Source organism: Dethiosulfatibacter sp. (assembly GCF_983023055.1).
In genome coordinates, this window is the sequence record NZ_CEZJXU010000122.1 from 1 (window position 1) to 5710 (window position 5710).

Consider the following 5710-nt stretch of genomic DNA (forward strand, 5'->3'; position numbering starts at 1 on the left):
ATAATGGACCATATACGGGCGAGGGACACACATGTTAGTATTAAAGTTAATAAAATTGAAGTTGATAACAATAAACCCATAGAGTTTAGAATAGAATAAAAGTTCAACTAGCCAAACTGGGCATGTAGTTTTACTGACCTGGGTTGGTTTTATAGAATTAGGAATTATGAAAGGCGGCTATTGTATAGTTCTTTTAATGTAGATATAATAATTATGAGGTGATTGAAGTGAATATAAATGATTTTATTAATCAGTATAACAAATATGGTCCTAACTTTGGTAGTGGTCGTTCAAATCACTTGCCAATGGTTCAATGTTTATTAGAGATCACGACGACTATTTTTGTTTAACAGGTAGTGCCCATGAGAAAGAGCTGGTTTTAAATGAGATGAGCTTTGAAGAAATGAAAAGTTAAAAAGAGTTGTCCAGGTCAAACTCAAGTGGGATCAGGGGATATAAATTGGACAGTATTTACAACTTGAAAATTATTATTTATAATATAGTCAGTTGAATTGTAAAAAAAAATATTTCAGAGGATTTAAATGTCTAAGAAAATTTACAGTACACCTAAAAAAGACGGATATAGAATGCCCGGAGAATTCGAAAACCATATAGGTTGTTGGATGATATGGCCTGAAAGAACAGACAATTGGAGAAATGGTGCTAAACCTGTTCAACAAGCTTTTGTTGAAGTAGCAGAAGCAATAGCGAAATATGAAGACGTGACAATGTGTGTTTCTGAAGGTGAATTTATGGCAGCAAAGGAAGTACTTAGCAACAATGTCCGTTTAGTTGAAATGTCAAATGATGATGCGTGGATGAGGGATGTAGGACCAACTTTTGTTGTCAATGACAAGGGTGATGTAAGGGGAATCGACTGGAGATTTAATGCTTGGGGTGGCCTGGTTGACGGACTATACTTCCCCTGGGACAAGGATGACAAGGTTGCTGTAAAAGTTTGTGAAATAGAAAATATTGATTATTACAGTTTGGAAAGCTTTGTGCTTGAAGGTGGGGCCATTCATACGGATGGAGAAGGTACAGCTATTGTGACAGAAGCTTGTCTGTTGCATGATAGCCGTAATCCAGATATGAGTAAAGAAGAGATTGAAAACAAATTAAAAGAGTATCTTGGAGTGGATAAGGTTTTATGGCTTCCCAATGGAATTTATTTGGACGAAACAAATGAACATGTTGATAATATAGTTCATTACGTTGCACCTGGTGAACTGGTATTGGCGTGGACTGATGATGAAAATGACCCTCAATATCCATTTTCAAAATTAGCCTTTGATTATTTGAGTAGTGAAAAGGATGCAAAAGGACGTGATTTTAAAATTTACAAGGTTCATATTCCAGATAAAGTAATAATTACAAATGAGGAAAGTGAAGGCGTTGATTCAGTTGATGGAACACTAACAAGACTCGAAGGAGATAGACAGGCAGCTTCATATGCCAATTTCTATATAGCTAATAAGGCAGTAATTCTACCTTTGTTTGGTGACGAAGTACATGACAAGGCGGCCGTTGATACATTAGAGGGTATTTTCCCCGAAAGGGAAATAGTAGGAATTTATGCAAGGGAAATAATTCTTGGTGGCGGAAATATTCATTGCATTACTCAACAGCAGCCATCTGGTAAATAAGATGTTGGCAAAAATTCAAAGAGTACAAAAGTATAGTATTTTTTAAAAAAAGTGGGGGAAAATATAAATGAGAAAATTAGTTCTAAGTCTGGCAATGAGTCTTGATGGGTATATCCTTGATGAGGAGGGTGGTTTTGAATGGATTACAGGTGATGGTGATTCCACTTTGGATACGAAGGAGAAATTCGATTTTGATGTATTCCTAGGAAAAATGGATACTGTAGTCATGGGTAGAGTATCATATGAAGATGCCACAATGGAATTTTTTAAAGACCATAGAGTGATCGTAGCAACAAGCAGAAACATGGAGGACCATGATAATATAGAATTCATCAATGATGATATTGTTGGGTTTGTCAGTAAACTTATGAAGGAAGACGGAAAGGATATATTTCTTTATGGAGGAAGTATCCTGGTTGACTATTTTATGAAGGCAGACATAATAGATGAATTTGTAATTGCTGTAGTTCCTATGGTAATAGGCAAAGGAAAACTATTATTTCTTGGGAATAATCCATCAGTCAAACTCCATCTTGACAGGTATACGGTTAAAGAAGGCATGATAATAGTAGAATATTCCAGAAGATAGAGGTTCAATAATAAAAACAAAAATACAATAATGAATATGCTAGCGTAAAGTTATTGTAGGAAAAAAATATAAAAAGAAAGTCCCTTTCTTTATGTACAATGGTACACTACACTTTAACGCAACCCTACAACCTTCATTACCTTGACTACCTACAATTAAAGTTATATAATTAAATTGACCACACTGGTCAAGTAGACAACCATACGGTGGAGGTATTTATGAAAAAGAAACTGATTATCGCATTGGTCATACTTACAGCTGTAGCAGCAGGAATATTTTATCTCTTGACGTCGAGGAATGTCGGAGTAAAATATGAAACAGTTGAAGTTGAAAAAGGTGAAATAGGAAAATATGTTGAAGAAGTCGGCACAGTAAGCTCTAGAAATGTTAGGAGTTATTACGGAAACAGCGTCAGAAAAGTGGAAACAATTGGATTGGAACTGGGAGATTATGTTAAGAAAGGACAGCTTCTTATCAAATATGAAGACAACAGCGATTCGGAAATCCTGAAGGTGGGAAAACAGCTGGAAGCACTAAAGGCAACCTACAGCGAGGCTTTGTCGGGAACTGATTTTGAGAGCATCAATAATGCAAAATTGGAAATTTCCAGAATAAGAAGCAGTATAGCCTTGGCAAAGGAAAACAGGAACAGGATGGAAGAACTGTTCAAGAACGAGGTCGTAGCGGAAATAGAGCTGGAAAAGGCAGTGAATGAATTGGAACAGTTACAAAACAGCCTTGCCATGGCACAAAACAGCTATAATCTGCTTTCGAAAGGACTTTCGGAAAATATGAAGATAAAATACGAAGCGGAAATCGATGTTTTGTTGCTTACTCTGGAAACTCTTGAAAAAGACAAAAAAGACTCACTGATATATGCCGGTTTTGATGGCCTTATAACGGAACTGAATACATTTGAAGGAGATATTCCCTATGCAGGACTTAAGATTCTGGAAATGCAGGATCCGTCGGGAAAAACAGTATTGATAGATTTAATGGCTGAGGATGCTGTCCTCGTCAAGACCAGTATGAAGGCAACCGTTACTGATGAGAATTTGAATGTTCAAATTGACAATCTCAAGGTGGAAAAGGTTCGCCCAAAGGCTTTTATCGTCTATTCCGAGCTGGGAGTTAAAGAAAATCGACAAACTGTTGAGATAAATCTTCCGCAGTCCGATAATGACTTGTCATTTGGGCTTAAGGTGAAAACGAGAATAATGATAGAAGAATCTAAAGAGGCACTTTTCATACATGAAGATGCAGTGTATGAAGAGAATATGAAAATATATGTGGATGTACTCGAAGACGGTGAGCCTGTTCAAAGAGAGGTTGTAACGGGAATAGCGGACGACAGCCGAATTGAGATAAAGGAAGGACTGGAAGAGGGAGAAAGTGTTATCCTCAAATACGGTGATAACTAAAAGCGGCTGGAGAGGTGATTATCTTGGAAAACAGACTGTCTGGTTTGGATGAAAAGAAGAGAATGAAAATAATCAACAGCGCCATGGAGGAATTCAGCAAGAACACTTATCAAAAGGCTTCAACCAACAGAATCGTGGAAAAAGCTGGAATATCAAAAGGTTCGCTTTTTAATTACTTTAAGAGCAAGATGAAGCTTTATGAATACCTGGAGATATTCTCCATAAGGGTCATTGCTGATGCAGTCGTCGAAAAACTGGACTGGAAAGAACCAGACATATTGACGCGCATCAAGGATATAGTAATTATTAAATTGGAGGTTTGCCGAAAGTACCCGTATTTATTGGAATTTTCCAAAAGGATTTATGAAAATAAGTCTGTGGATGAGATGAAGGCAATCTTTGAAGAATATGTTCCCAACATTTATGATAAGGTATACCATGAAAATATCGACTTTTCGCTGTTCAAGGAAGACAAGGAAATAAAAGAAACCATGAACATCCTTATATGGACATTCGAGAAAATGGGAGAGGACTATCTCAAAAGGATAGAATCCGGTGAAAGAATAAAAATCGATGCTATATCGGATGAAGTGGATAGATACATAGTAGTCCTGAGAAGAGGATTCTATAGATGAGATTCAAGAACAAGAGAATAATAATGTAGTTTTATATCATAATAAGTTTCGTATTAATTCATATAACATTTGAAGTACAATTGAACCGTTTGTATTACAAATGATACATGAATTAACTCAACTAAAGTTATGGTATAAATACTAGGAGGCAAAGATGATTAAAGTCAAGAACCTTTACCACTCATACAGCAACGATGAAAACTATGCGGTGGATGATGTCAACTTTGAAATTGAAAAAGGGGAGATTTTCGGCTTCCTTGGTCCTTCTGGAGCAGGTAAATCCACTACCCAAAACATATTGACCGGACTTTTGCAGCTCCAAAAAGGAGAGGTTGAGGTTGCAGGATATGATATCAAGGATATAAAGAACAAAATGTTTAACAAAATAGGCATGTCATTTGAGCAGTCCAATGTTTACAACAAGATGTCAGCTCTTGAGAACCTTGAATTCTACAGAAAATTATTCGATGTAAAAACAAGAAATCCCATGGATTTGATAAAACTGGTGGGATTGGACGGTAAGGAAAACATAAAGGCTGGGAAATATTCAAAAGGTATGAAACACAGGCTAACATTTGCCAGGTCCATGATAAACAACCCTGAGATGTGGTTTCTGGATGAACCGACTACGGGACTTGACCCGGCAATAGCAGCTACCATAAAAGATATAATCAGGCAGGAAAACGAAAAAGGAGTTACAATCTTTCTGACTACACACAATATGTATATTGCAGATGAATTGTGTAACAGGGTTGCATTTATTGTTGATGGCAAGATAAGACTGATAGATTCTCCAAAGGAATTGAAGCAGAAATACGGTGAAAAACTTGTGGAAGTTGAGTATTCCAAAAATGGAAAACTCATTAAAGATACTTTCTCCACAGTGGTTGATGAAGAAAAGCAGAGATTGATAAAGGTCATAAAGGAAAACGACATAAGGACCATGCATACAAAGGAGGCCACACTTGAAGAAATATTCATTAAGGTGACAGGAAGGGGACTGGTGTAAATGAAACTATGGTACAGTTTTACAAAGGAGCTCATCCTTTCTTCAAAAAGCTGGTACTTCTACATCGAACTGGGCATGGCTGTTATACTGCTTATGATTCTCGTTTTTGTTGTCCCTGAGGAATTCGACACCAAGGGTGAACAGTACATTTATCTTGACCTGCCCCAGGTTGTGGAGGATAAATACCGTGACAATCTGCTGGAGGAAGACTTGGATGAAACTGTTGAAATAGTGGAATTGGAAGCGGAAAAAACTATTTTTGAAGCTGAACTTTACGAGACGGAGGAATCCGAAATCCATCTTCTTAAAAGTTTGGATGCCCTTCATGCCTTTTCGAATTCCGAAAGGGTACCTGTTGTACATGCTCGAGTAAATGAAGATAATCAAATTATACATACATACTATCTACA

Annotated in this window: 5 protein-coding genes and 1 pseudogene; all 6 read left to right on the forward strand. The window is 36.9% G+C overall.

What is annotated here, in order from left to right:
- Positions 1-542 precede the first annotated feature (542 nt).
- On the forward strand, positions 543-1646 hold the full coding sequence (gene aguA / locus AC3AX0_RS05815) for an agmatine deiminase (protein ID WP_487549363.1): 1104 nt from the start codon (positions 543-545) through the stop codon (positions 1644-1646).
- A 67-nt stretch (positions 1647-1713) separates the two neighbouring features.
- Entirely contained in the window at positions 1714-2235 is a 522-nt protein-coding gene (locus tag AC3AX0_RS05820) for a dihydrofolate reductase family protein (RefSeq protein WP_487549364.1), read from the forward strand.
- Between the two features lie 218 nt (positions 2236-2453).
- On the forward strand, positions 2454-3656 hold the full coding sequence (locus tag AC3AX0_RS05825; protein WP_487549365.1) for an efflux RND transporter periplasmic adaptor subunit: 1203 nt from the start codon (positions 2454-2456) through the stop codon (positions 3654-3656).
- 23 nt (positions 3657-3679) lie between these two features.
- On the forward strand, positions 3680-4291 hold the full coding sequence (locus AC3AX0_RS05830) for a TetR/AcrR family transcriptional regulator (RefSeq protein ID WP_487549366.1): 612 nt from the start codon (positions 3680-3682) through the stop codon (positions 4289-4291).
- 154 nt (positions 4292-4445) lie between these two features.
- Positions 4446-5300, forward strand: a complete 855-nt coding sequence (locus AC3AX0_RS05835) for an ABC transporter ATP-binding protein (protein WP_487549367.1) — start codon at positions 4446-4448, stop codon at positions 5298-5300.
- Positions 5301-5710 (forward strand): annotated as a pseudogene (locus AC3AX0_RS05840) (hypothetical protein); the annotation flags it as partial.